Source organism: Leisingera sp., from assembly GCF_982940295.1.
Genome location: NZ_CEYXRG010000031.1, coordinates 1 through 25,398, shown reverse-complemented (window position 1 = coordinate 25,398; position 25,398 = coordinate 1). Strand labels below are relative to the sequence as shown.

The 25,398-nt window shown below is 62.5% G+C and carries 23 protein-coding genes; 9 read left to right on the top strand and 14 right to left on the bottom strand.

Annotated elements, in window-relative coordinates:
• Window positions 1-10 precede the first annotated feature (10 nt).
• Complete coding sequence (locus tag AC4HIX_RS19765; RefSeq protein WP_475047891.1) at window positions 11-1,384, bottom strand: ammonium transporter; 1,374 nt, start codon at window positions 1,382-1,384, stop codon at window positions 11-13.
• Window positions 1,385-1,934: 550 nt separating this feature from the next.
• On the opposite strand from AC4HIX_RS19765, the gene AC4HIX_RS19760 reads away from it, so the two are divergent.
• The 4 genes from AC4HIX_RS19760 to AC4HIX_RS19745 all read left to right on the top strand — a co-directional run bounded on the left by AC4HIX_RS19760 (window position 1,935) and on the right by AC4HIX_RS19745 (window position 5,783).
• Entirely contained in the window at window positions 1,935-3,080 is a 1,146-nt protein-coding gene (locus tag AC4HIX_RS19760; protein ID WP_490400252.1) for an aminomethyl transferase family protein, read from the top strand.
• Window positions 3,081-3,152: 72 nt separating this feature from the next.
• The gene (locus tag AC4HIX_RS19755) at window positions 3,153-3,764 is read left to right on the top strand and encodes a dimethylamine monooxygenase subunit DmmA family protein (RefSeq protein WP_475047896.1); all 612 of its coding nucleotides are present in this window, start codon (window positions 3,153-3,155) and stop codon (window positions 3,762-3,764) included.
• Window positions 3,761-4,726, top strand: coding sequence for a PDR/VanB family oxidoreductase (locus AC4HIX_RS19750; protein ID WP_490400251.1), 966 nt, complete (start codon window positions 3,761-3,763; stop codon window positions 4,724-4,726). Before AC4HIX_RS19755 ends, AC4HIX_RS19750 begins: the two co-directional genes overlap by 4 nt.
• A gap of 10 nt (window positions 4,727-4,736) precedes the next feature.
• On the top strand, window positions 4,737-5,783 hold the full coding sequence (locus tag AC4HIX_RS19745; RefSeq protein WP_490400250.1) for a heme-dependent oxidative N-demethylase family protein: 1,047 nt from the start codon (window positions 4,737-4,739) through the stop codon (window positions 5,781-5,783).
• A 312-nt stretch (window positions 5,784-6,095) separates the two neighbouring features.
• Here AC4HIX_RS19745 and AC4HIX_RS19740 read toward each other — a convergent pair whose 3' ends face one another.
• From AC4HIX_RS19740 to AC4HIX_RS19710, 7 genes are all read right to left on the bottom strand, one after another.
• Window positions 6,096-6,752 carry a helix-turn-helix domain-containing protein gene (locus AC4HIX_RS19740; RefSeq protein WP_421055335.1) on the bottom strand — a complete coding sequence of 219 codons (657 nt, stop codon included), beginning with the start codon at window positions 6,750-6,752 and terminating at the stop codon, window positions 6,096-6,098.
• A 238-nt stretch (window positions 6,753-6,990) separates the two neighbouring features.
• Complete coding sequence (locus tag AC4HIX_RS19735; protein ID WP_490400249.1) at window positions 6,991-7,599, bottom strand: tetratricopeptide repeat protein; 609 nt, start codon at window positions 7,597-7,599, stop codon at window positions 6,991-6,993.
• Window positions 7,550-8,257 (bottom strand): ABC transporter ATP-binding protein, encoded by a 708-nt coding sequence (locus tag AC4HIX_RS19730; protein ID WP_490400248.1) that lies wholly within the window; start codon window positions 8,255-8,257, stop codon window positions 7,550-7,552. Before AC4HIX_RS19730 ends, AC4HIX_RS19735 begins: the two co-directional genes overlap by 50 nt.
• Complete coding sequence (locus AC4HIX_RS19725; protein WP_490400247.1) at window positions 8,247-9,014, bottom strand: ABC transporter ATP-binding protein; 768 nt, start codon at window positions 9,012-9,014, stop codon at window positions 8,247-8,249. The genes AC4HIX_RS19730 and AC4HIX_RS19725 overlap by 11 nt, the downstream gene beginning before the upstream one ends.
• Window positions 9,011-9,991, bottom strand: coding sequence for a branched-chain amino acid ABC transporter permease (locus AC4HIX_RS19720; RefSeq protein ID WP_490400246.1), 981 nt, complete (start codon window positions 9,989-9,991; stop codon window positions 9,011-9,013). The genes AC4HIX_RS19725 and AC4HIX_RS19720 overlap by 4 nt, the downstream gene beginning before the upstream one ends.
• Window positions 9,984-10,853 (bottom strand): branched-chain amino acid ABC transporter permease, encoded by an 870-nt coding sequence (locus tag AC4HIX_RS19715; protein ID WP_490400245.1) that lies wholly within the window; start codon window positions 10,851-10,853, stop codon window positions 9,984-9,986. Before AC4HIX_RS19715 ends, AC4HIX_RS19720 begins: the two co-directional genes overlap by 8 nt.
• Before the next feature lie 75 nt (window positions 10,854-10,928).
• Window positions 10,929-12,218 carry an ABC transporter substrate-binding protein gene (locus AC4HIX_RS19710; RefSeq protein WP_490400244.1) on the bottom strand — a complete coding sequence of 430 codons (1,290 nt, stop codon included), beginning with the start codon at window positions 12,216-12,218 and terminating at the stop codon, window positions 10,929-10,931.
• A gap of 474 nt (window positions 12,219-12,692) precedes the next feature.
• Between AC4HIX_RS19710 and AC4HIX_RS19705 the strand changes: the two genes are divergently transcribed.
• A complete protein-coding gene (locus AC4HIX_RS19705) occupies window positions 12,693-13,418 on the top strand; it encodes a FadR/GntR family transcriptional regulator (RefSeq protein ID WP_490400243.1) in 726 nt (241 codons plus the stop codon).
• 23 nt (window positions 13,419-13,441) lie between these two features.
• Here the strand turns inward: AC4HIX_RS19705 and AC4HIX_RS19700 are convergent, their stop codons facing one another.
• Window positions 13,442-14,743 (bottom strand): ABC transporter substrate-binding protein, encoded by a 1,302-nt coding sequence (locus AC4HIX_RS19700; protein WP_490400242.1) that lies wholly within the window; start codon window positions 14,741-14,743, stop codon window positions 13,442-13,444.
• Window positions 14,744-14,906: 163 nt separating this feature from the next.
• Here AC4HIX_RS19700 and AC4HIX_RS19695 point away from each other — a divergent pair, with 163 nt between their 5' ends.
• Window positions 14,907-16,253 carry a trimethylamine monooxygenase gene (locus AC4HIX_RS19695; RefSeq protein WP_490400241.1) on the top strand — a complete coding sequence of 449 codons (1,347 nt, stop codon included), beginning with the start codon at window positions 14,907-14,909 and terminating at the stop codon, window positions 16,251-16,253.
• A 93-nt stretch (window positions 16,254-16,346) separates the two neighbouring features.
• A complete protein-coding gene (locus AC4HIX_RS19690) occupies window positions 16,347-17,351 on the top strand; it encodes a GlxA family transcriptional regulator (RefSeq protein WP_475047924.1) in 1,005 nt (334 codons plus the stop codon).
• 208 nt (window positions 17,352-17,559) lie between these two features.
• Here the strand turns inward: AC4HIX_RS19690 and AC4HIX_RS19685 are convergent, their stop codons facing one another.
• The 5 genes from AC4HIX_RS19685 to hpaR all read right to left on the bottom strand — a co-directional run bounded on the left by AC4HIX_RS19685 (window position 17,560) and on the right by hpaR (window position 23,425).
• The gene (locus AC4HIX_RS19685) at window positions 17,560-18,141 is read right to left on the bottom strand and encodes a sarcosine oxidase subunit gamma (RefSeq protein WP_490400240.1); all 582 of its coding nucleotides are present in this window, start codon (window positions 18,139-18,141) and stop codon (window positions 17,560-17,562) included.
• The gene (locus AC4HIX_RS19680; protein ID WP_490400255.1) at window positions 18,134-21,145 is read right to left on the bottom strand and encodes a sarcosine oxidase subunit alpha family protein; all 3,012 of its coding nucleotides are present in this window, start codon (window positions 21,143-21,145) and stop codon (window positions 18,134-18,136) included. The genes AC4HIX_RS19685 and AC4HIX_RS19680 overlap by 8 nt, the downstream gene beginning before the upstream one ends.
• Before the next feature lie 11 nt (window positions 21,146-21,156).
• Window positions 21,157-21,444, bottom strand: coding sequence for a sarcosine oxidase subunit delta (locus tag AC4HIX_RS19675; protein WP_222504639.1), 288 nt, complete (start codon window positions 21,442-21,444; stop codon window positions 21,157-21,159).
• Window positions 21,445-21,460: 16 nt separating this feature from the next.
• Window positions 21,461-22,711, bottom strand: a complete 1,251-nt coding sequence (locus AC4HIX_RS19670; protein ID WP_490400239.1) for a sarcosine oxidase subunit beta family protein — start codon at window positions 22,709-22,711, stop codon at window positions 21,461-21,463.
• Window positions 22,712-22,984: 273 nt separating this feature from the next.
• Window positions 22,985-23,425, bottom strand: coding sequence for a homoprotocatechuate degradation operon regulator HpaR (gene hpaR, locus AC4HIX_RS19665; RefSeq protein ID WP_490400238.1), 441 nt, complete (start codon window positions 23,423-23,425; stop codon window positions 22,985-22,987).
• A gap of 113 nt (window positions 23,426-23,538) precedes the next feature.
• Here hpaR and AC4HIX_RS19660 point away from each other — a divergent pair, with 113 nt between their 5' ends.
• Window positions 23,539-23,934, top strand: a complete 396-nt coding sequence (locus AC4HIX_RS19660; RefSeq protein ID WP_490400237.1) for a 5-carboxymethyl-2-hydroxymuconate Delta-isomerase — start codon at window positions 23,539-23,541, stop codon at window positions 23,932-23,934.
• Window positions 23,931-25,398 (top strand): 5-carboxymethyl-2-hydroxymuconate semialdehyde dehydrogenase (hpaE, locus tag AC4HIX_RS19655; protein ID WP_490400236.1); only part of this gene is annotated, 1,468 nt, incomplete at its 3' end. The genes AC4HIX_RS19660 and hpaE, both read left to right, overlap by 4 nt.

Genomic DNA, 25,398 nt, shown 5'->3' with positions numbered 1-25,398 from the left:
TCAATTCTCCTTATTCAGCCGGAACGCCGCCACCATTCAGAGCAGCCTTGTCGGCGGCAATGATTTCGGCTTTGGCGTCTTCGTAGGCATGGTGTTCGGCGTAATCGAGGCCTTGCAGCTCAACCTCTTCGGGGATGCGCAGGACGCCGGCAGCTGCCTGCATCTTGGCAATCACAAAGCCCGGCAGCCAGCCCAGCACACCGAACATAATCACCGCGCCGATGGTCTGGCCGACCGGGTTCACGGTGGCGAAACCTTCATACGGCGAGCTCGGCGCGCCCCACAGCAGGAAGCCAGCGATGATCAGGCCGACGATGCCGGAGTAGCCATGCACGGCAACGGCGCCCACCGCATCGTCGATCTTGAAGGTGCGCTCGACCCAGTAGTGCAGCTTGTAAACAATCACGACACCAACCGCGCCGACCAGCATCGCCTGGATCGGGTGATACAGATCGTTGCCCGCAGAGGCGGTGATGATACCGGCCAGACCGCCGGAGAAGGTCCAGAACGCATCGCCCTTGGACACCACATAGGCCGCCATCAGGCCGCCGGACAGCGACATCAGGAAATTGAAGGTGATCGCGGACAGCGAGGTCGGCGCCAAGTAGATATTGGTGGCCGTCCAGGTCTCGCCGGTCAGCAGCCCGCCAATACCGTCGGGGGAGATCACCGGAATGTTGCAGGCTGCATAGAAGCCCCAGAAACCGGAGTAGATCAGGAAGATTCCGATGGTCAGCATCCAGGGGTTATGCGGCGGGATATCGCGCGGTGTGCCATCGGCGGCAAACTTGCCCAGCCGCGGTCCCAGAACCATGATCACGCCCAGCGCGTAGCCGCCGGCAATCGCATGGATCACGCCGGACGCATAGGCATCGTGGTAGCCCAGGTATTTGACCATCCAGCCTTCGGCGTGCCAGCCCCAGGCGGCGTCGATGATCCAGAACACCGAACCGATCATCACCGCGTGCACCCACAGGGCGGAGGAGCGGATTCGTTCGATCACTGCCCCCGACACGATCGAGGCGGCGGTCCAGGAGAACAGCAGGAACGCTGCCCAGAACACGCCGGTGATCCGGTCGGACAAGTTGGTACCCATGTTCTGCGACCAGGGCAGGTTTGCAGCACCTGCGTCATGGTTCAGCCCGCCGAAGAACGGGAAGCTGGGGAAAGCCCAGTAGATCCACCAGCCGAAAAAGAAGAATGTCACCGTGACCAGCGGAATGATCATGATGTTCTTCATCAGTGTGTGCATGTGATTGCGGTGGCGGCTGGCGCCGACTTCATACATGCAGAACCCCACGTGAATGAGGAACATGAAGACAACCGTCACCCAGTAATAGAACTCGGTGAACACGGTTGTTAACGCGTTCAGATTACCATCCAATGTTTTGCCCTCCTGTTGGCAGTGCTCCCGGGGCATTTTTGCCTCTTGGGAATATTATTTTCCTTTATTCTGGGTCTCGGGATGCGAATCTGTCAATAATCATGTGAAAGTTTATTCACTCGCAGGCAATCCGGTCCGCTCCAACGCGTTTTCCGGCCTTCCTCTCCACCCGCCTTAGCTCCGCGTCTCCAACGGCTTAGCGTGGCCAGCCCGTGCCCGGCAGCCGGCCCCATTCCGGCCCGAAACAGCGGCCAAAACCCTATGAGAACCGCTTGTTTGCGGCAGAATCACGCGATTCTCCGGCGCGGAAATCACCTGATTCTCACTTTGAACGGGTCAATTGGCAGCGCCCGCAACCTCAAGCCTGCTCATAAAAAGACCATTTCAGGCCAGTCCGTGCCGCAAAGCCGTGAGGAATCGGCCTTTTAGGCAAAATCTTTTTCCTGGCAGGAATATTCATTGACACAGAGCCCCCCCTTTTGGCTAACTGGACCAGACCAAAGGAACCAAATCAAGAATTTTGGTCCGCACCAATAGGGAGACACGCGAAATGGCCATTATCTGGCGGACTTCAGCACTGGCACAGCGCCACAAGGAAATCGGCGGCGAGCTGGAAGATTGGAACGGCATGGGAACCGCCTGGTTCTACGACCACACTCCGGAGCGCGCCAAAGCAGACTATGAGGCGATCCGCACCAAGGCGGGCCTCATGGATGTGTCCGGCCTGAAAAAAGTCCACGTCGTGGGTGAACACGCAGCCCAGGTCATCGACCGGGTCACCACCCGCAACGTCGAAAAGATCATGCCGGGACGCTCCACCTATGCCTCGATCCTGAACGATCAGGGCAAATTCGTGGACGACTGCATCATCTACCGCCTGTCGGTGAACAGCTGGCTGGTGGTGCACGGCACCGGCACCGGCATGGAGCAGCTGAACACGGTTGCGGCCGGCAAGAACTGCTCGGTGATCTTCGACGACAACCTGCACGACATGTCGCTGCAGGGACCCGTTGCGGTGGACTTCCTGGCCGAATACGTGCCCGGCATCCGCGATCTGGCCTACTTCGGCATCATCCAGACCAAGCTGTTCGGCTGTCCGGTGATGATCTCGCGCACCGGCTACACCGGCGAGCGCGGCTATGAGATCTTCTGCCAGGCCAAGGACGCCGTCCACCTGTGGGACAGCATCCTGGACAAGGGCAAGGACATGGGCATCGTTCCCGTCCAGTTCTCCACCCTCGACCTGCTGCGCACCGAAAGCTACCTGCTGTTCTATCCGGGCGACAACTCCGAGACCTATCCGTTCGACAACGAGACCTGCGGCGACACGCTGTGGGAGCTGGGCCTCGAATTCACCGTCTCCCCCGGCAAGACCGGCTTCATCGGCGCCGAAAACCACTATGCCGCCGAAGGCAAGGAACGCTTCAAGATCTATGGCGTCATGCTGGAGGGCAAGATCCCCGCAGACGAAGGCGCGGACCTCTTGCAGAACGGCGAAAAGGTCGGCGTGGTCACCTACGGCATGTACTCGGAGGTGAACAACCACAACGTGGGCATCGCGCGGATGCCGGTAGCCTGCGCCAAGCCGGGCACCAAGCTGACCGTCCGCAACGGCGACGGCACCGAGATTGCCGCCACCGCTGAAGAGATGCCCTTCTACGACAAGGACAAATCGATCCGCACCGCAAAGGGCTGATCCGGATCCCGGGCGTCCCCATCCCGGGGGCGCCCGCTTTCGTTCACCCGGACTGCAGGAAAAGCGACCCACATGTCTAAGACCGAATTCCCCCCTTCAATCACCAGCCGCCCGGTATACGGCGAGCTTGAGGCCCGCGCTGGCAGCGGCCACCTGATGATCGCCGATGCCGAAGGCGCCGAGGCGATCCTTGATCTGGCGAAATCCGCGGACAAGGACTTCTGGGCCAAGGCCCACATCATTTACATCCCCAAGAATACCGGCACCAAATACAGCAGCCAGCTGGAAGAGCTGGGCGCTGGCCAATACTACGCAGGCCCCTCCTATGAGGCTGCGCAAGGCCGCATCCGCCGCGCCCTGCTAGACTGCCACATGGGCACCCAGGTGTACCTGACCGGCACCGAAAGCCTGATGGGCCAGGCCGCAGCGGAAGCCGCCGCGGCAGGTATTCCGCACACCGCGATTCAGACCGAGCACCGCGGCTCCACCGCACGCCGCATGCAATGCGTGCACTGCAAGGGCATCACGGAAGACGTCACCACCGATCCCTTCGAATGCAGCCACTGCGGCCTCAGCCTGTTCGTGCGCGATCACTATTCGCGCCGCCTCGCCGCCTTCCAGGGCGTGCGGGTGGATGCCGAAGACCCGGGCAACATCCCCGAGAAAGTGGAGCTGTTCAAATGAGTGCTGGCACCGCAAAACTGAATGTCACCGTGGCCGAGGTCAAACCGATCAACGACCTGGTCACCCGGTTCAAATTCGTCCGCACCGGCGGCGGCGACCTGCCGACCTTCTCAGGCGGCGCCCATACCGTGGTCGAGATGCAGGACGGCGATATCACCCGCCTGAACGCCTATTCGCTGATGTCCAATCCGGCCGACCGCGGCGCCTATACCATCTCGGTGCGCCGCGACGACCAGGGCCGCGGCGGCTCCAAATTCATGCACAGCAAGGTCAAAGAGGGCATGGAGATGGTGATCTCCAACCCGGTCAATCTGTTCTCGCTGGACCTGCGGGCAGGCAAGCACCTGATGCTGGCAGGCGGCATTGGCATCACCCCCTTCATGGCACAGATGCATCAGCTGACCATGATGGGCGGGAACTTCGAGCTGCACTACGCGGTCCGCACCGCCTCGCTTGGCACCTACGCCAAGGAGCTGTCCGAGCGCTACCCGGGCAAGGTGCACGTCTACCATGACGACCAGAAAGAGGCGATCGACCTCAAGACCCTGCTCGCCAACCAGCCTCTGGGCACCCATGTCTATGTCTGCGGCCCCAAGGGCATGATCGAATGGGTGCATGGCACCGCAGAGGAAATGGGCTGGCCGCGCGAGGCCGTGCATTCCGAGGAATTCCTCGCCCCCGCCTCCGGCAAACCGTTCGAGGTCAAATGCGCCGTGTCGAACAAGGTGGTTCAGGTCGGCGAGCATCAGTCTCTGCTGGAAGCACTGGAGGCAGCCGGCATCGACGCCCCCTACCTCTGCCGCGGCGGCGCTTGCGGTCAGTGCGAGACCAGTGTCATCGGCTATGACGGCAAATTCCTGCACTACGACCACTGGCTGACCGACGAGCAAAAGGCCGGCGGCAAGCACATCATGCCCTGCGTGTCGCGCTTTGAAGGCAAGACCCTGGTTCTGGATCGCTGAGGAAAGAAAAATGACTATCCAATTCAACGACGAAACCTTCTACGGCGACTTCACCTTCAAGAACTCGGACTGGGCAATCAAACGCTTCCCCTTCCCGTTCCACGAAGACAGCTACATGTACTCAGTCAACATGGAGCCGCACAAATCCTACCGGCCCGGTTCGGTATTTGAGCGCACCTTCGACGTGGACGAGCACTACGTCTCGGAAATGAAGGACCGCTCCCGGGTGCTGGCCAATGACCCCCTGCGCTGCCAGTCGCTGCCGCATATGACGCTGGCAGGCTGGGATCTGGTCGAGCTGATCATGGAGGCCAAGGCGGCCGAATACCCGGACTTGTTTGAGCTGCACAAGGACGGCAACCGCTGGCGCTGGATCAACAAGCCGCTGGGCATAGACGACACTTTCACCTTCCTGGATGAAAGCACCCTTCCCTACGGTCCGATGGAATACATCACCCGCCAGACCCAGGGCGACTTTGCGGTGCTGGATCAGCGCGACGACAACCTGTGGATGGACGCCGGCATGGTCACCACCCAGGCCGACTGGTCGCTGGACTTCGACATCGGCATGAATTTCTTTGAATGGCACGCTCCGGTGCCGAAGGCGCATGAGATGGGCATCTTCGTGCGGGCGCTGAAGTTCCTCTTGAACATCCAGCAGGGCCAGCCCGCGCGCCGCCTGAACTGGACGATGACAGTCAACCCGCTGCTCGACACGAGCCCCGAGAACTACCACAAATGGGGTGTGATGAAGCAGGGGCTGACGATGGACAACATCGGCGAGAAACAGCACCTGCGGGTCGAGCTGCAGACCTTCTTCCGCCTGCCGCGCTCCAACGCGCTGGTGTTCCCGATCCGCTGCTACCTGATCAGCTTCAACGATCTGGTAACAGTGCCGAAATGGGCCCGCCGCCTGCACCGGGTGATCCGCGACCTGCCGGAGGAGCTGGCGACCTACAAGGGCTTCATCGACAACCGCCCGCTGATGGTGGAATGGCTCTCGCAGTATGACGATGGCAGCCCGACCTCGGACGGTATCTGGCCCGACGACGATTGATCCCGAGCGGACCTGGCGGGCCGTCCCTACCCCCTGTCACTAAGGCCCGCCTCACTGACTGCCGTTGCCCCTGGCTCCGGCAGTTTCTTTTTTGCAGAGGCAGAACGCAGCCCTCCCGCCCCCGCTTCAGACGGCAGGCTGCGCCTGCCCCCTGCGCGGCGTTGGGCCAGGCAGCGCGCTTTGCGCGCTGCGGGCGGCACCCGCAAGGCTTGCCGCAGAACGCAACCGCGCCGCGCGTCGCGCGGCGCCAGGCCCAACTGTGCAGAGGCATCTTCAGATGCCGCGAAGCAGGCGGGAGCGCCCCGCCGCGCCTCAGCTCGATTGCGGGTAGGAAATGATCGACAGGTAGCGTGCCGGCAGTTTGACCAGGCTCTCCGGTCCATGCGGCGCATCGGCGTCGAAAAACAGCGTATCGCCGGGCTTCAGCGGAAACACCTTGTCGCCGTGCCGGTAATCCACCTCACCTTCCAGCATATACAGCATCTCGATACCGTCATGCTGGAAGGTCGGGAAGACATCCGACTCCTCGGTCAGCGTGATCATGTAGGGCTCAACCATCACGCCCGAGGCATTGGCGCCAAGATGGCCCAGCAGCTGATACTGATGCCCGGCCCGCGTCCCGGCCCGCTCGGTCTCCACCCCCGCGCCCGACTTGGTGTGCACCGCCTCGCGGGTCTCCTCAAAGCGGCGGAAGAAGGAAGTGATCGGCACGCTCAGCGCATTTGCCAGCAGCTGCAGCGTGGTCAGCGACGGCGAGGTGTTGCCGTTCTCGATCTTCGACAGCATCCCGATCGACAGGCCGGTCAGATTGGCCAGATCCGCCACCGTGATACCCTGCTGCCGCCGGAACGACCGCACTTCGCGGCCGATCGCCACTTCCAGGACTTTTTCCGAGCCCTCTCGGACACGATGCGGATCTTGAGAAAGGTTATTTGCCACTGCGTCGGTATCGTCTTTAGGTTTAGCCACTGTGTTATCTTCCTTATTGACGGCCTCTGACAAGCGCGCAGCGGCGCGATACGCAAAAACTTTTCAAAGCGCAAGAAACCACGCGAAAATTATTTTACTGCCATTACCATTTTTTCCCAACCCCCTACCGCCTAGGGAAAGAAATTAGTTGCCCCGCAGCACCGGCCCGCAAAGGTGCAAGCAGAAAACCCGGGCCAGCCAGCCCGGGTTCCACCGCGTCTCCGCAAAACATGCCGGTTTACGCGTCCAGCAGCAGCAGGCAGGCCCCCAAGACCTTGCGGGTGCCGTCAAACACTGTGGGCTTTTCCCCGCGCCAGCGGCTGGCGTGCCGGTGCAGTGCCGCCCTGCCAGAGGTCAGGTTGCGCAACGTCTCACCGGTTTCGACCGCAATCAAGCCGACCCGGGTTTTCAGATTGGCGTGAAACGTATCGCGGTGCAGCGCTTCCATCCGCAGATGAAACAGCGAAGACCGGCTGCGGGGCGCGATCTGCATCTCCTCTACCTGCGCTGCCGCTCCGGCCCAGATGCGCAGGGCGCGGGCCTGCAACTGCTCCGCCTCCCCACGCGCGCCGCGCCGGAAGTGCAGCACCGCCAGATTGGCGGGTGCCGCGGCCCGGCGCAGATCCGCGGCTGGAAACGCCGCCCGCGCCAGAATATCCGCCAGCCGGAACAGACGCATTGCCTGACGCCCGCGCCCACCGCCGGCCTCCGTCAGCGCCCGCTCCATCAGCCGCTCCCAGGCCAGATCTGCACGCGACCAGCCTGCCTCGCGCGCCACCCGCATCTCCGCGTCCGGCCTAAAGCCCCAGATACGCGGCGCGGACGTGTTCGTTCCCGTGAAGCTCATCTGCAGGACCCTCCATTGCTGCATTTCCGGTTTCCAGAACATAGGCGTAATCGGCCAGCTCCAGCGCCAGTTCGGCGTTTTGCTCGACCAGCACCACCGACAGCCCGTTGGTGTTGATTTCTTCAACGATCTGAGCGATTTCCTCGACGATCACCGGTGCCAGCCCCATCGAGGGCTCATCCATCAGCAGGAGCCGCGGCTTGGACATTAGCGCACGTCCGATGGCCAGCATCTGCTGCTCGCCGCCCGACATGGTCTTGGCCATCTGGGTGCGCCGCTCGCGCAGCCGCGGAAAGCGCGTGAAGACATCTTCCAGATCCTCTTCCACTGCATCAGCGTCCTTGCGCAGAAATGCCCCGGTCCGCAGGTTCTCCTCCACTGTCATGTCCGGAAAGATCCGCCGCCCCTCCGGCACATGGGCGATGCCATTGGCCACAACCTTGTGCGCGGGCAGATGGTCGATCCGCTTGCCCTCAAAAGTGATCTCACCGGCGGTGATCGGCAGCATCCCGGACATCGCCCGCAGCGTAGTGGTCTTGCCAGCACCGTTGCCGCCGATGATGGTGACGATCTTGCCCTCCGGCACCGCAACCGAGATGTTCCGGATCGCGTTGATCTTGCCGTAATTCACGGCGATGTTCTTCATCTCAAGCAACATGGCGCGCCCCTCCCAGATAGGCTTCGATCACCGCCGGATGGTTGCGGATATCCTGCGGGCCGCCTTCAGCCAGGAACTTGCCAAAGCTCATGCAGGTGATGGTGTCGCACAGCCCCATGATCGCCTGCATGTCATGCTCCACGATCAGGATGGTGATCCCGTCGGCCTTGAGCCGCTCCATCAGGTCCATCATTTGCCGGGTCTCTTCCGGGTTCATGCCGGTAAAGGGCTCGTCCAGCAGGATCACGTCCGGATGGCTGGCATAGGCCACCGCCATGCCCAGCGCCCGCTGGTGCCCGTGGGACAGATCCCCGGCGCGTTCCTGCATCACATGATCGAGGCCGAAGAACTCCAGCGCCTCCTTGGCCCGCGCCTCGGCGCCGCTGCGGTCTTCCTTGTCCCAGCCGATGATTGCGGCAAAGATATTGGGGCGGAATGGCATATGGGTGCCGACCAGCGCGTTTTCCAAAACAGTCAGCTCGGCAAACAGCGTCGAGTGCTGGAAGGTCCGCACCACCCCGCGCCGGGCCACCTCGTGCATCTGCAGGCCGGAGATATCCTCGCCGCGCAGCAGAACCTGCCCCTCGGTCGGCTTGTAAAAGCCTGAGATCATGTTGAACGTCGTAGTCTTGCCTGCCCCGTTGGGCCCAATCAGACCGTGGATCGATCCATGCGCCACCTTGAACGACAGGCTATCCACCGCCGTCAGGCCGCCAAACCGCATGGTCAGGTCTTTGACTTCCAGAAAATCGGTCATTCTGCCGGGCTCCGTTCCGGCGCGCTGTTCGCAGCGCGTCTTTTGGTGAGTTTCTGCACGATGCTTTCCAGCCCGTTGGGCAGGAACAGGATCGACAGGATCATGATGGCGCCATAGACCAGCGGCCGCATCTGCTCGAGCCCAAGCTCCCGCAGAACGATCTCATTCAGCACCGTCAGCACCACGCAGCCCAGGATCGGGCCATAGAAGGTGGCGGTGCCGCCGACAATCGCCCAGGTCAGCACGAAGACCATCAAGTCAATGTCGAAGGCGTTGGGATTGATGGTGCCCACATAGTGCGCCAGCAGCGCGCCCGAGATGCCGGCAAAGCCCGAGGCGATGGCAAAGGCCAGTGTCCGGTAGGCCCGCACATTCACACCCGAGGCCTGCGCCAGCTTGTCCTGCCAATGCACCGCATGGAAGGTAAGACCGACTGGCGACTTCTCGATCCGCCACAGGATCCACAGGCAGAAGGCGACGATGACACCGGCGAAGTAGTAGTAGGACGTCGGCTCAAAGAAATCGAACTGGTAGAAGCCGATGGAGAAATCCGGCATCGGGTCGATCCCCTTGATCCCCTTGGCACCGCCAAAGGGGTCCCGGAACCGCTTCCACAGCAGGCGGATGATTTCACCGGCGGCAAACGATCCTATCAGGAAGTAAAACCCCTTCATCCGGAACAGCGGGAAGGACAGCAGGACCGCGATCAGCGCCGCAACCACCCCGCCCAGCAGCATCGAAACCGGCACATAAACCCCCAGCTTCTTGGTCAGAAGCGCCGAGGAATAGGCCCCCACCCCCATGATCACCACATGCGCCAGCGACCATTCACCGGTCAGCGTCAGCAGCCGGTAGCTGGCCACCAGCAGCACGTTGATGGTCAAAAACACCAGGATTTCCTGCTGCGAGAAGCTGAGGCCATGCGGCAGGGCAATCAGCGCGGCAATGGCCGCGATCCAGATCAGGAACTTAGGCACGGTCCGCACTCCCAAACAACCCGGTCGGCTTGACGATCAGTACCACCAGCATCAGCGACAGACCCACGATGTCGGCCAGGACACCGTCCCAGAACGTGGTCACAAAGGTATGCACCAGCGCATAGGCGACCGAGGCCACGATGGCGCCCTCCAATGAGCCGACCCCGCCGACGATTATGACAATGAACGCGGTGACGATCACCGAATGCCCCATATGCGGGTTGACCGAGACCAGCGGTGCCGTCAGTGCGCCGGCAATCCCCGCCAGCCCTGCTCCGATGAACATGGCGATGCGCGCGGTCTGGGTGATTGAAATCCCCTGCAAGGCGGCTGCTTCCGGATCCTGCGCAGAGGCCCGCAACGCCCAGCCGAACCTGGTGCGCTTCAGGAAGTACCAAAGCGCCGACAGCAGCACCACGGCGGCGATGATCACGTAAAGCCGCGCCACCGGCAGCCGCACCTTGTCACTGAAGGCAATGACCTCCTGCGTGACCGGCGGGATATGCACCATCCGCACACCGAACCCCATCACCGCCAGCGCCTGCAGGATCATCAGAAACCCGATCGACGCGACCAGCCCGCCCAAGGGATTATCCTTTAAGGGACGGAACAGTGCCCTTTCCATCAGCAGGCCCAAGCAGCCCACAAACAGCAGGCCGACCGCCACAGCCAGAAAGAACGGCACGTTCAGACCGGCATAGAGCGCCACAATCGCATAGGCGCCCGCCATGAACAGTTCACCATGGGCAAAATTGATCACGCCCATGACGCCAAAAATCAGCACAAGCCCCACAGCAACAAGGGAAATATAGCTCGCAGCATACACGGCGTTGAGGCCGGTCTGCGCCAAAAGGTCCAGCATCGGATTGTCTCTTTTCTCAGTGGCTCTTGCGGTGCGGGGACAGGTCCCGCACCGCCTGATGGCCCGGCTTGCAGGTCAGCTGCGCTGATCCCACATCTGGTCATAAGCCTTCATATGCTTGACCAGCAGATCGCCATGCCTGGCGTACCAGTCGGGGATGGAGCGGAACTCCTTGATCCGGGCTTTGCCCTTTTCAATCGCCACCACCGGCCAGTCGCCGACCAGCGCGTTGTCGATGCCAAACAGCTCAGTGCCCCACCAGTCCGCGTCGCCAAAGGCATGTTTGCCTTTGCCCTCTTTCATTGCGGCCGCCACCGCATCCGGGCTGGCCGATCCGGCCTTTTCCGCCGCTGCCTTCCACAGATCCATGATCGAGGCATATTCCCAGCTCACCGCGCCCCACTGGCCAGGGTGTCGCCTGTTGAACTCGGCATAAAACCCGTTCGGGTCGGTGAAGTTGATGTTGTCGCCATTCAACGCCGGATCGTCGAAGTCCGGGAACTGGAAGACAAAGCCCTCCATGAACTCTTCCGAGGTCTTGGCGATCATCTGGTCATAGAAATCCGCGGTGCAGGAAATGATCTGCCCCTTGAACCCCTGCTGGAACAGCTGCTCGGCAATCGGATGCACATAGTCGCTGTAGCAGGTGTCGAGGCAAACAATATCCGGGTTCTTGCTGATCAGCCGGGTCACCACCGGGGCAAAGTCGGTGGTGGCCGGGTCAAACAGCAGCGGTTCGTCCAGCATCTCGATGCCCGCCGCCTCAAACGCTGCCAGGTACGTCGCGACCGAGGGCAGACCCAGCGCGTCGTCCTGCGCGCACATCACCGCGGTTTTCAGCTCCGGCCTGTTCTCGGCCAGCCACTCCACCCCAGTCACGTTGTAGATCGGATGCACCTCGGCCGGCGCAATCAGCGTATTGGTATCCGGCGACAGGTCCGACGGCAGCAGGGTGGAAAACAGCATCCCCGTCTTGTCGGCGACCGGCTGCACACCGGGCCAGGTATCGCCGCCCAGCATCATGATGAAGCTGACGCCGTCCTCGCGGATCAGCTTGGTGGCGCCGGTGCGCGCCTTCGCCGGATCGTATTCATTGTCATAGGAGACGAATTCGACGTTGTAGCTGCCGTCACCCAGCTTGATGCCGCCTGCGGCATTGACCCGCTCGGCCCAGATCTGGCAGCCGTCCAGCCCCGGTTTGCCCCAGGCCGCCACCGCGCCGGTCAGCGGCGCCAGGAAACCGATCTTGATGGTATTGCCCGCCGCCAGCGACGCGCCCGGCAGGCCGGCGCTCATCGCGGTGACCGCCGTCGACTTGAGGAACGTCCGCCGGGTCAGCCCCGATTTCACGATCTTGGAAATCATCTTCTTCTCCCATGTTGGACCCGCCTGTTTTTTGCGGCGGTGTGTTCTGCGGGACGGGCTTTGTATCGCGGGACCCCGATGCCAGCTAAACATCACTGAACCAGTTTGCGTAAATTGGACCCATCCTGGACCAAGGCTAGCAGCGAGATGGTTCACCTCCAAGAAATTTTCTTTCACTTTGCGCACCAAAAAGGCACCAAAATAGTACCAAAGGCACTAATTTGCGGCAAAATTGATGTCAAAAACGGCATCAAAACATGACCTTACGGCTTACCTTCAGAATCCTGACCGGAAACCAATTTCAGAACCAATTTTGCCTGATTTCTTGCCGTCCGGCGCAGGAACCGCTAGGCTGACGGCAACTCACAGCTGTGTCAGACGGTTGCGCACCGGCCGGCAAAACCGGTATTTGCACCCTTGGCACAGTGATCAGGAGCAGGGGATTCTCCCGCTCGTCCGGCCCGGAAAACAGATATGAGCTCAGCGGAAGAGACAACCTCGCAAATCCTGACCACGCATTCGGTAGGCGCCACCGTGCAGGTGGTGATCGACACGCTGTTTGCCCGCATCAAGGCAGGCACCTACCCGGTCGACACCCGCCTGCCGTCCGAACGGACGCTGGCCTCGGAACTGGGGGTGGCCCGCAATACCGTGCGCGAGGCGCTGGATGTTCTGGCCAGCCAGAACGTGATCCACCGCCGCCCCGGTTCCGGCAGCTTTGTCAAATTCCGCTCCGACCCCAAGCCCGAGGCTTCCTATTCCTCGCTGGCCAAGGAAGTGTCGCCGCTCGACCACCTGGTGGTGCGCGGCATTCTGGAGCCGGAACTGATCCGTCTGGCGGTGATCAACATGACTCCGCGCCAGATCGAGGAGCTGGACCAGATTCTGTCCCGCGTCGAAGCAGTGCGCACCGATCCGGGTGAGTTCATCGAAGCGGAAGAGGATCTGTACCGCAAGATCGCCGAGGGCAGCGGCAACCCGCTGCTGCATTCCTGCTACGAACTGACGATCGAAGCCTGCCGCCTGTCCTACCGCACCGCCCTGCGCCGCCGCCACCTGACGCCGCAGCGCATTCAGGACTATCAGAAACGCTATAACACGCTGTTCAACGCCATCGCCTCACGCGATGTGGAATCTGCGGTGGAATTCATCAAGCTGCACCTGATCGACGAGCAGAAACTGCTGCTGCAGGAGATCTGAGCCCGCCCAAGCCCTGTGCGCGGTCAGCCTTGCACGGCGCGTGACCCGACCTGGCTGCCCGGCGCGCCGCTTTCCAGACGCTGGTGCCACAGCTGACCCAGCGCCGCCATCTCTGTCTTCAGCAGGTTGGAATGCTCGGCCAGCCAGCCGGGGATCGACCTGAACGCAGCAATCCGCGCCTTGCCGTCCTGAATGGTAACCACCGGCCAATCGCCGACCAAGGCATTGGAAATTCCAAAGATATCCTCGCCCCACCATTCCGCATGGCCAAAAGCGTGGGTGACATGCCCCAGCTGTTTCATCGCCGCCAGCACCGATGGCGGCTCGACCGAGCCCGCCTTCTCCACCGCGCTGTGCCAGATGTCGAGGATCGCCACATACTCCCAGCTCACCGCCGACCAGCTGCCCGGGAAGCGGCGGTTGTACTCCTCAAAGAACACATGCGGGCGGTTGAAGAAAAACGCCTTTTCCCGCAGCATCGGGTCGTCGAAGTCCGGGAACTGGAACACCACCCCTTCCATGAATTCAACTGAGGTCTTCTCCACCAGCTGGTCATAGCCATCCATGGTGCAGCTGATGATCTGCCCCTTGAAGCCCTTGGCATAGGCATATTCCGTCATCGCATGCACCATCGGCGCGTAAGACGAGCACCAGCACAGGATATCGGCGCCGCTTTCCAGCATCGGATCCACCACTGGCGCCGGGTCGCTGGCGCCCGGATCATACTGCACTTCCCGCAGGATCTGCTTGTCCGCCGCCTTGAACGCCGCCCTATAGACCGCCTGCGCAGGAAGCCCCAGCAGATCGGCCTGGCTGCACAGGGCCACGGTTTTCAGCTCCGGCCGGTTTTCCGCCAGCCAAGCCACCCCGGTTACGTTCTGAATCGGATGCGCCTCGCTCGGCGCGATCAGATAGGGCGTGTCCGGCGACAGGTCGGTCGGCAGCAACGTCGATGTCAGCACCTTGTTGCGCATCAGGAAATCACGCACCGGCGCAAAAGTGTCCCCGCCCAGCATCAGCATCAGCTTGACGTTATGCTTCTGCACCAGCTCCACCGCCCCCTCGAGCGAGCGTTCGGGGTCATGACCGCAGTCATAGGAGTGGATGCGGATCGGATAGCGGCGGCCGCCAATCAGCAGCCCGCCGGCCTTGTTCAGACCGTCCTCCCAGATCCGGCAGCCGTTCAATCCGGGCAGCCCCCAGCTTTCGACCCGGCCCGAAAGCGGGCCCAGAAAGCCGATATTCACTGATTCTGTCATCCCCACCGACAGCCGGGGCAGCGCCGCGCGGGCGGCCAGCTGGTGCGCAAAACTCGTCGTCTTCATGGCCTGAATCCTAACAATAATTCTCTGCCCCGCCAGTCCAATCCGGGAAAAATCATATTCCTTCCGTGAAAATATGTTGACTCGGCGGTGCAATTTTGGACCTTATTGGATCAGACCAAAAGAACCAAACAGACATATTGGTCTATACCAATGGGAGAGCCACATGACCAAGAAGCGAATTGCCATCATCGGCGCCGGCCCCTCCGGCCTGGCCCAGCTGCGCGCATTCCAGTCCGCCGCCAACAAGGGCGAAGAGATTCCGGAGATCGTCTGCTTTGAAAAGCAGGACAACTGGGGCGGCCTGTGGAACTACACCTGGCGCACCGGGCTGGATGAGAACGGCGAGCCGGTGCACTGCTCGATGTACCGCTACCTGTGGTCAAACGGCCCCAAGGAAGGCCTCGAATTTGCCGACTATTCCTTTGAGGAGCACTTCGGCAAGCAAATCGCCTCCTACCCGCCGCGCGCCGTTCTGTTCGACTACATCGAAGGCCGGGTGAAAAAGGCCGACGTGCGCAAGTGGATCCGCTTCAACTCTGCCATCCGCTGGGTCGAATACAATGAGGACCAGGGCAACTTCACTGTCACCGTGCATGACCACACCAAGGACAGCACCTACAAGGAAGACTTTGACCACGTAATCTGCGCCTCCGGCCATTTCTCGACCCCGAACGTGCCGTTCTACCCCGGGTTCGACACCTTCAACGGCCGCGTGCTGCATGCCCACGACTTCCGCGACGCCCGCGAGTTCAAGGACAAGGACATTCTGATCCTCGGCGCCTCCTACTCCGCCGAAGACATCGGCTCGCAGTGCTGGAAGTACGGCTGCAAGTCCATCACCTCCTCCTACCGCTCGGCGCCGATGGGCTTCAAATGGCCGGACAACTGGGAAGAAAAACCGGCGCTGGAATCCGTCAGCGGCAACACCGCCACCTTCGTCGACGGCACCCAGAAAGAGATCGACGCGATCATCCTCTGCACCGGCTACAAGCACTACTTCAACTTCCTGCCGGACGATCTGCGCCTGAAGACCGCCAACCGCCTGGCCGCCGCCGACCTCTATAAAGGCGTGGTCTATGTGCATAACCCCAAGATGTTCTATCTGGGCATGCAGGATCAGTGGTTCACCTTCAACATGTTCGACGCCCAGGCCTGGTGGGTCCGCGACGCGATCATGGGCAAGATCGAGATTCCGGCGGACAAGGAAACCCTGCTGGCCGACGTGAAGGAGCGCGAAGAGCGCGAAGAAGCCTCTGACGACGTCAAATACGCGATCAAGTACCAGGGCGACTATGTGCTGGAGCTGATCGAAGAGACTGACTACCCGACCTTCGACGTGGCCGGCGCCTGCCAGGCCTTCTATGAATGGAAGGGGCACAAGGCCAAGGACATCATGGCCTTCCGCAACAACTCCTACAAATCGGTCATTACCGGCACCATGGCGCCCGTGCACCACACCCCGTGGAAAGACGCGCTGGACGACTCGCTGGAATCGTATCTGCAAAACTAAGCAGATCCGCCCGCGCCGTTTTCCCCTTCCTGTACGGCGCGGGCACCCTTTCGCTGCTGTGCGAATCCCCTTTCGCAAGCTAATATCAACCCCATGCAGCGCGACAACACCATGACTCTCGGCTTCCTGATTTTCCCCGGCTTTCCAATGGCCTGCCTGACTTCGGCCATCGAACCCCTGCGGGCGGCAAACGAAATTGCCGGCACCGAAACCTTCCGATGGAAACTGATCTCCGAGACCGGCGCCAGCGTGAACGCCTCCGCCAACGTGGCCTTCCAGCCCGACTGTTCCCTCGACCAGACTGAGGACATCGACACCCTGTTCCTGCTGTCCGGCCCGCAAGGCAAATTTGACGACCCCAAGGCCTCCAACGGCAAGCTGCGCCACCTGGCCCGCCACGGCACCAAGATGGGCGCCGTCTCCGGCGGGGTTTTTCCGCTGGCCCGCTCCGGCTTGCTGGACGGGCACAGCTGCTCGGTGCACTGGTGCTACAAGGCCGCCTTCACCGCCGAGTTCCCGTCGCTTGCCACTGTCGACGACGTGATTGTCCTCGACCGCCGCCGTTTCACCGCCAGCGGCGCCGCGGCGATGTTCGACCTCTCGCTGAAACTCATCGAACAGACCCTGGGCGACGCGGTGATGACCGAGGTTGCCTGCTGGTTCCAGCACCCGATGGTGCGGGCCGAGGGCGTGCGCCAGAAGATCCCGGCCTTCAAAACCGACAGCACCGCCGACAGCCTTCCGCCGCCGGTGGCCAAGGCCGTCGAGCTCTTTGCCGACAACTTGGAACACCCGGTGTCGATCCGCGATGCAGCCAGCCAGATCGGGGTGTCCCCGCGCCAGCTGGAGCGCAGCTTCAAATCCGCCACCGGCCAAAGCCCGGCCATCTATTACCGCACCCTGCGGATGAACGCGGCGCGGCAGCTGGTGATGTACTCCCGCGACTCGATCACCTCGATCGCCAATGCGGTGGGATACGCCACCTCCTCCACCCTGTCGCAGCACTACCGCGAGAGCTTCGGTGTCACCCCGCAGGAGGAACGCCGCAAGGTGAACCTGTTCCGGGTCCAGGACAACCGCCCGATCCCCTCGGTCTGACCCCGCCGCCCCTTCTTATAAACCTTTGGCAGCCGCTGGAATGTCCGCGGCTGCCTTTCCTCATGCTTTCCTCTTGCCAAAAATATCCCCGCCGGAGGCATCCGCCCTTTCCGCGCAGGCCAGGCAATTCCTTTGACCTGCTCCGATTGCCAAAAGCAAAACGCCCGGCCTGCTGGCCGGGCGCTGTTTCTCTTCGCTCGCTTCTCTCTCAGATAACCGATTTCGCCGCTGCAACCAGCGCGTGATGAAGCGACCCGGCTGACGACCGCGGGCCGATGATCGAATACCCCTGCCCCGGTGTCTGGCACAGCAGGAAAACGCCCAGATGCTCCATCGAAGTCCGGGTGGCGTCGCCCGCCTTGCCCGCGCGGACATTGGCGTTGCACAGCCGCTCCAGCACGTCAAAGCAGCGCGGGCCCTCCATGTCGAAACGGCACCAGCCGTCAGTCTGCTCCACCACGGAACCGGCCTCGCCGACCGCTTCTTTCAGCTCGCCCGCCATCAGCTCGTGACTGTCATGCGGCGCAGACACCATCCAAAGGTCCGGCCCCATCCACCAGGCAGAGAAGACGCCGGTCTCATTCCAGCTGGCAGGCTCAGGCAGAGCGCCGCCCAGGAACCCTTCAGCGGCGGACTTCATTGCCTCCTCCTGCCCTTGACGCGCGCCCAGCGAGGCCAGCGCCCGGTCAGTGACTTCACGGATCAGCAGACCGGTGAAGGCGTCCACCTGCGGCTCATGCCCGCCCAGCGGGGAAATGGCCTTCAGACCATGATTATCGAACTTACCCACGGAGACGCTCCCCTTCCGGATCCACAAAATGCGCGCTGACAACTTCGACTTGGGTTTCCTTGCCTTCCAGCGGGTTGACCGCGCGGATCACCTCACCCTTGCGCACATCGCCGCTTTTCAGAAACCCGATCCCGATCGAGCATCCCAGCACCGGCGAATAGGCAGCTGAGGTGATGTATCCCTGATCGGTGGCGGCGCTGACCTCGCCATCGGCGTTCATCAGATGCGCCCCGGCCTGCACCGGGTCGGCGGCATTCACCGGCTTGAAACCAACCAGTTTCAGCGCATCGTCCTGGTTCATGCCTTCGCGCTCGCTCAGCACGTTCCCGATGCAGTCCTTCTTTTTGCTGACCATCTTGCCCATGCCAAGGTTCAGCGCCGAGGTGGTGCCGTTCAGCTCATTGCCCGCGGCATGGCCCTTCTCGATCCGCATGACGCCCAGCGCCTCGGTGCCATAAGGAACAGCGCCGAACTCCTCGCCCGCCTCCATCAGCTTGCGGATCATCGCATCGCCATAGCGGGTCGGAACCGCGATCTCATAGGCCAGCTCGCCCGAGAAGGAGATCCTGAACAGCCGCGCCCGGCAGCCGCCCGCGACGGTGATCTCACCGCAGGCCATGAAGGGGAACGCCTCGTTCGAGATGTCGAACTCGGGGTCCACGACCTTTTGCAGCAGCTTGCGGGCATTCGGACCCGCCACCGCGAACTGTGCCCAGGCCTCGGTGGTCGAGATCAGCTGCACATCCATGTCAGGGAACAGGCACTGGCGCGCAAATTCCATGTTGCGGTAGACCAGAACTGCGTTGGCGGTGGTGGTGGTCACCACGAAATGATCCTCGGCAAAGCGCGCCGCGGTGCCGTCGTCATAGGCAATGCCATCCTCGCGCAGCATGAGGCCATAGCGGACCTTGCCCACCGGCAGCTTGGCAAAGGCATTGGCGTACATCTTGTTCAGGAACTCGGCCGCATCCTTGCCCTGCACGTCGATCTTGCCCAGCGTGGTCACGTCGCAGACGCCAACCGAGTTGCGGGTCTGCAGCACCTCGCGGTCCACCGACTGGCGCCAATGGGTTTCGCCTGCCTTGGGGAACCACTGCGCCCGCAGCCATTGGCCCACCTCGACAAACACCGCGCCCTGCTCCTCAGCCCACTTGTGGCTGGGGGTCTTGCGGGTGGGGCGGAATTCCTCGCCGACAGACCGGCCAGCCATCACGCCAAAGGACACCGGCGTATAGGGCGGGCGGAACATGGTGGTGCCGACCTCGGGGATCTGCTTACCCGCCAGCTCCGCCATGATCGCCAGGCCGCCCATGTTGGAGGTCTTGCCCTGATCTGTCGCCATGCCAAGAGTGGTGTAGCGCTTCAGGTGCTCGACAGAGCGGAAGTTCTCCTGGTGCGCCAGCTTCACGTCCTTGACGGTGACGTCGTTCTGCTGATCCAGCCAGGCGCGGCCCTTGCCTTCCTTCACGTACCAGAAGGGGCTCACGTTGACCGGCGCATCCTCGGCCTCGGGCAGATCGCCCGCCTTGGCCTCGACCCCCAGCTGCGACAGCGCGGCCACCGCGCCCTCGGCACCCGCCCGCAGCGCGGCAGCGGTGGAGAAATCGCCATTGGCAGCACCGGCCACGGACATGTTCTGCGGCAGCTCGCCTGCCGGAACAAAGGCAGCAATGTCTTCGCGCCAGGCCGGACGGCCGCGCTGGTGGCAGGTCAGATGCACGTTCGGGTTCCAGCCGCCGGACACCGCCAGCGCCCCGCAAGGCACGTCGCGGGTGCTGCCATTGGCCAGACGCACCCGCGCCCACTCCAGCCCCAGCCGGCCTTTGGTGTCGATCACCTGAGCGCCGGCAAACAGCTCGGCACCTTCAACCTTGGGCGCGTCGGCGCGGGTGTCGATCACCGCGGTCACCTTCACACCCTTGGCGATCAGGTCCGCCGCGGTGCGGTGGCCATCGTCGTTGTTGGTGAAGACCGCAACGGTCTGATCCGGCGTCACCGCCCAGCGGTTGGCATAGGCCCGCACGGCACCGGCCAGCATCACGCCGGGACGGTCGTTGTTCTCAAACGCGATGGGCCGCTCAGTCGCGCCCGCCGCCAGCATTGCCCGCTTGGAATAGATCCGCCACAGGATCTGCCGCGGCTTGCCCGCTTCCGGCGCCAGCACGTGGTCAGACACACGCTCCACCGCGCCATAGATACCGTGGTCAAACGCGCCGATGATGGTGGTGCGCGGCATTACGCGCACGTTCGGCATTGCGGCCAGCTCTGCCTGCACCTGCGCAACCCAGGCCGCACCGGTCAGATCGCCGATGCCAAAGGTCTCGGCATTGAGGCGCCCGCCCAGCAGGAAGTCCTCATCGGCAAGGATCACTTGCGCCCCGGCCCGGCCAGCCGTCAGCGCCGCCATCAGGCCGGTGGGGCCAGCGCCGATCACCAGCAGGTCGCAATGCAGGAAACCCTTGTCATAGGCATCCGGATCGGCCTCAAAGCTGATGCTGCCCAGACCCGCCGCCTTGCGGATGATGGGTTCGTACAGTTTCTCCCAGAACGCTGCCGGCCACATGAAGGTCTTGTAGTAGAAACCGGCGGTCAGGAAATTCGAGAACCGGTCGTTGATCGCCATGAAGTCGTGCTGCAGCGACGGCCAGCGGTTCTGCGAGTTCGCCTCCAGCCCCTCATACAGCTCCGCCACGGTGGCGCGGGTGTTCGGCTCCTGCCGCCCGCCGCTGCGCAGCTCGACCAGCGCGTTGGGCTCCTCGGAGCCGGAGGTCAGCACCCCCCGCGGACGGTGGTACTTGAACGAACGGCCCATCAGCCGCACGCCGTTTGCCAGCAGGGCCGAGGCCAGCGTATCGCCCTCAAACCCCTTGTAACGCTTGCCGTCAAAGGTGAAGCTCAGCGCCTTGCTGCCCTTAATCAGCCCGCCATCCAGGCGGTTGACCTGCACGCCCTTGCGGGCGCCCGTGCTGCCGTCGGCCTGGAAGGCAACGGTTCCGGCATTCATCACTGCGTCAGTCATTTGCTGCGCCCCCTTGCCCGGGCCACATCACGGGCCAGTTCGACATTCAGGATTTCATGAGTCACGGTATTGCGGGTCACCACCAGCCAGGACCGGTCGCCCTGCTCATGGAACCACAGCTCGCGGTGTTCGCCCGCCGGGTTGTCGCGCAGATACAGGTAGTCGTGGAACTGATCCGCCGCATTTTCGGCCTGCCAGTCGGGGCGGTCGATCAAGGCTGCATCACCCAGATAGGTGAACTCCTGTGAATCCCGCGGCCCGAGGATCGGATGGTTGATAATCATCGCTGCTGTCCTTTCCTCAGTGCAGGTTCGGCTGGGCGCCCTGGCCCTTTTCGTCGATCATGCAGCCGCGCCGGAACCGGTCGAGCCGGTAGGCCGCGGCCACCTTGTGCGGGGTATCGGTCGCCAGCAGATGCGCGTAGCACCAGCCCGAGGCAGGCGTCGCCTTGAACCCGCCGTAGCACCAGCCGCCGTTGAAATAGAGGCCGTCGATATGGGTCCTGTCGATGAAGGGGGAGCCGTCCATCGACATGTCCATGATGCCGCCCCAGCTGCGCAGCATCCGCACCCGGCCCAGCGCTGGGATCAGTGCCATGCCGCCTTCCATCACGTCCTCGACGACCGGCAGGTTGCCGCGCTGCGCATAGGAATTGTACATGTCCAGATCGCCGCCAAAGACCAGCCCGCCCTTGTCCGACTGGCTGACATAGAAGTGGCCCGCGCCAAAGGTGACAACACCGTCCAGTACCGGCTTCAGCCCCTCAGACACAAACGCCTGCAGCACATGGCTCTCGATCGGCAGGCGCATCCCCGCCTTCTCCATCACCCGGCTGGAGGAGCCGGCCACGCAGCTCGCCACCTTGTTCGCACCGATAAAGCCCTTGGTGGTTTCCACGCCCAGGCACTTGCCGTTCTCGATCCGGAAGCCAGTGACTTCGCAGTTCTGGATGATGTCCACCCCGCGCAGGTCGGCGCCGCGGGCATAGCCCCAGGCCACCGCATCATGGCGCACGGTGCCGCCGCGGCGATGCAGCAGCCCGCCCTTGATCGGGAAGCGCGCGTCGTTGAAGTTCAGGAACGGGTACATCGCCCGCACGCCCTCGGTGTCCAGCAGCTCCGCGTCCGATCCGTTCAGGATCATCGCGTTGCCCCGGCGCCTCGCCGCATCGCGCTGCGCGTCCGTATGCACCAGGTTCAGAATGCCGCGCTGGCTGACCATGGCGTTGTAGTTGAAGTCCTGCTCCAGCCCTTCCCACAGCTTCAGCGACAGCTCGTAGAACGGCTCGTTGCCGTCCAGCAGGTAGTTGGAGCGGATGATGGTGGTGTTGCGGCCGACATTGCCGCCGCCGATCCAGCCCTTCTCGATCACCGCGACATTGGTGATGCCATGGTTCTTGGCCAGGTAATAGGCCGTCGCCAGCCCGTGCCCGCCACCGCCGATGATCACCACATCGTAGCTTTTCTTGGGTTCCGGATCGCGCCAGGTCGGGCGCCATCCCTTATGGCCCGTCAGGGCCTCCTTGATCACTTTCAGGCCGGAGTACCGCATGATGTCCTCATCAACTGTCCCCATAACAGTTGTTGAGAAACGCCAGTCTTCACAGAGCGATTTCGGACACCGGCCGCGCCATTTGCGTCACCAGCGGCAATTTGCCAATGCAGGTGCGGCAGCCTCTCCGTAACGTCCGCCGCAGTGTTTCTCAGTCAATTTACCGATTTTAATGGAAAAAATCATCTGCCACTGTGAAATAGCCGGTACAAGCAACGAAGCCCGGTTTGCGTCACCTGCCCCGGCATCCGCGCCAAATGCGGCAGAAACGACTCACTCCGTCAGGTCGATCTGATCCAGTTCGTTGAGCAGGTCCAAAAGCGCCTCATACCGGTCCGCCCCCATCTTGGCCCGGGTCCGGTTCATCAGCTCCAGACTCGCCTCAATGTTGTCGGCAATCACCTTCTCGCCGGCAGGCGCAATCCGCACCACCTGGCGGCGGCGGTCCTCCTTGTCGCGCTGGCGGCTAATCAGCTGCTTTTCCTCCAGCTTTTGCAGGATTCGCGTCAGGCTTGGCAGCAGCAGGCAGGCCTTGTCGGCAATCTGGGTCGGGTCAATCGGGCCGTCCTCCTGCACCACCCGCAGCACCCGCCACTGCTGCTCGGTCAGACCGGCACCGCTCAGCAGTGCCCGGATCGGACCCATAACACGTTCCCGCGCCCGGAGCAGAGCAATTGGCAGCGAACGGTCGGTGGCCGGCATCATCTTGGTCATACCCGAGTATCACCCCGCTTCAGGCTAAACGCAATTGCTGCTTGGATTTCTTCTGCTTGACCGGCCGCCGCCCTTTTGCTAAACATGTTAAGCAATTCAGGAGGACGCTGGAGATGCCGCATATCACGCTGGACTACTCCCCAAACATGGAGGACCGCACCGATATTGCTGCGCTCTGCCGGTGCCTGCGCCAGGCCGCTGCGGCCACCGGCGTGTTCCCGCTGGCGGGCATCCGGGTGCGTGCTTTTGCGGCCAGCCATGCCTCCATTGCCGACGGCGATCCGCAGCACGGATACATCGACATTTCCATCCGGCTGCGCGCGGGCCGTGACCTGGACACCCGCAAACACGCCGCCCAGGCCGTGTTCCAGGCAGCCCAGTCTTTCCTGGAGCCGGCCCTGCAGGAGCACTCCATCGCACTCTCGCTTGAGATGCGCGACATAGACCCGGAGCTTTCCCCGAAATGCGGCACCATCCGCGACCACATGCAAAAGGCGGACCCGTCATGAGCGACCTGGCCACCAACACCGAAAAGCTGAACCGCCACCTGGCCCGCTTCCGCACGGACGGCATACTGAACCTGATCGGCGGCGAAAGCCGTCCCGCTGCCTCCGGCGCCACGTTTGAGACATCCTCGCCAGTGGATGAAAGCGTGATCTGCTCCGTCGCCAAGGGCGGAACAGAGGACATCAACGCGGCCGCCCTGGCTGCCAAGGCGGCCTTCCCCGCATGGCGCGACATGCCTGCCTTGGAGCGCAAGAAAATCCTGCACCGCATCGCCGATCTGATCGTCGAACGTGCCGAAGAAATCGCACTGTGCGAATGCTGGGACACCGGGCAGGCCCTGCGCTTCATGTCCAAGGCGGCGCTGCGCGGTGCCGAGAACTTCCGCTTCTTCGCGGACAAGGCCACCTCCGCCCGCGACGGCCAGCAGCTGCAATCGCCGACGCTGATGAACGTGACCACCCGGGTGCCGATCGGCCCGGTCGGGGTTATCACCCCCTGGAACACGCCCTTCATGCTGTCGACCTGGAAGATCGCCCCCGCCCTGGCGGCGGGCTGCACCGTGGTCCACAAACCCGCCGAGTTCTCCCCCCTCACCGCCCGCATCCTGGCCGAAATCGCCCATGAGGCAGGCCTTCCGCCGGGTGTATGGAACCTGGTGAACGGTTTTGGCGAGGAGGCAGGCATGGCCCTCACCGAACACAAGGACATCAAGGCCATCGCCTTTGTCGGCGAAAGCAAAACCGGCTCGATGATCATGAAACAGGGCGCCGGCACCCTGAAACGCGTGCATTTCGAACTGGGCGGCAAGAACCCGGTGGTGGTCTTCGACGACGCCGAGCTAGACCGTGCGCTCGATGCCGCGATCTTCATGATCTATTCGCTGAACGGCGAGCGCTGCACGTCCTCCTCGCGCCTCTTGGTGCAGGAGAGCATCGCGGAGGACTTCGAGGCCAAGCTCATCAAGCGCGTCAACAGCATCAAGGTCGGCCACCCGCTGGACCCGGCCACCGAAGTTGGCCCGCTGATCCACAAGGTGCATTTCGAAAAGGTCACATCCTACTTCGAGACCGCCAAACAGGACGGCGCCACCATTGCGGCCGGCGGCACCCGCGCAGGCGATCAGGGCTGGTTCGTCCGCCCGACGCTGTTCACCAATGCCACCAACGATATGACCATCGCGCAGGAGGAAATCTTCGGCCCGGTCCTCACCGCCATCCGCTTCAAGGACGAAGATGAGGCTCTGACGTTGGCAAATGGTACCCAGTACGGCCTCACTGGATACGTCTGGACCAATGACCTCACCCGCGCCCTGCGCTTCACCAACCAGCTTGAGGCCGGAATGATCTGGGTGAATTCCGAAAACGTCCGCCACCTGCCGACCCCCTTCGGGGGCGTTAAGTCCAGCGGCATCGGCCGCGACGGCGGCGACTGGTCGTTCGAGTTCTACATGGAGCAGAAACACATCG